1 protein-coding gene is annotated in these 1,095 nt (G+C 70.0%); it reads left to right on the top strand.

What is annotated here, in order from left to right:
- Positions 1 to 58 precede the first annotated feature (58 nt).
- Positions 59 to 1,095: transposase zinc-binding domain-containing protein (locus F8M74_RS38375; protein WP_163884756.1), on the top strand; the 1,037-nt coding region annotated here is incomplete at its 3' end.

Raw genomic sequence — 1,095 nt, 5'->3', positions numbered from 1 at the left:
GCCCGTGGGAGGCTGACGGTAGCGTGTGCCCTGGCGAGGTGGAGCTGGGGAGGGGCAGGTGGAGGAGCGGGGGTGGGCGTACCGGCGGAGGCAGCCGGAGGGGACGGTGCTGTACGAGGCGGTGAGGGAGAACCTTGCCACGCTGCTGGCGGAGGCGAGCGACGTGGGGCGCGGCCTGCCCCGGTACGTGGAGCGGGACTTCGCCAGGTACCTGGAGTGCGGCGTGCTGGTGCACGGATTCGCGCGGGTGCGCTGCGAGAGTTGTAAGGACGAACTGCTCGTCGCCTTCTCGTGCAAGGGGCGAGGGGGGGGCCCCTCCTGCAACGCGAAGCGGGCGCAGGTGACGGCGGTGCACCTGGTGGAGCGGGTGCTGCCGCACGTGCCCTACCGTCAGTGGACGTTGTCCTTTCCGCACCGGGTGCGATGGGTACTGCTGAAGGAGAAGGGGCTGCTCTCGGACGTCCTCACCCTTTTCCTGCGAGCGGTGTTTGCCCTGCAACGTCGCAGGGCACGGCGGCAGGGCGTGCGCGGTGGACAGACCGGGGCCGTCTCTTTTCTCCAATTTTTCGGCTCGGCCTTGCAAGTAACGCCTCACTACCATGCGCTGGTGCCGGAAGGCGTCTTCGCTCCAGGCGCCAGACTGCGGCCATTTCTGGTCCCTCAAGCAGGTGAGCAGGAGGCGAGCGCGGGGCTTGAGGCAGCGGCCGGGAAGGAGCGGGTGAAGGAGAGGACACCGCGAGTGGACTTTCGCCGAGTTGCTCAGGAGGACGTTCGACTTCGACGTGTTCGCCTGCGCGAGGTGTGGAGGCAGGCGGCGGGTGTTGGCGAACGTGAAGGGGGCCCCCGGGGAGCGGGCGATTGTGGAGCACCTGGGCTTGCCCACGGCATGTGCGAGGTTGGCCCCGGCACGAGGGCCACCCCAGGCCGTGTGGTGTTGAGGCTCAAGACAGCCACCAGGCCGGCGGCTCCTGCCACGCACCTGATGGGAGCGCGGCCTGGGCAGGCGTGTGCCCCAAGGGGGCTCAAGCGGCCTGTCCACCGGCCGGGAGCATCGCTCGGGCGGCCCCGTCAGCGGCCCTCCTCGGCCCCTCTGCA

Origin of the sequence: Myxococcus sp. CA023, from assembly GCF_010998615.1 — a bacterium.
In the GTDB taxonomy this organism is placed as follows: domain Bacteria; phylum Myxococcota; class Myxococcia; order Myxococcales; family Myxococcaceae; genus Myxococcus.
This window is presented reverse-complemented; position numbering and strand designations above follow the sequence as displayed.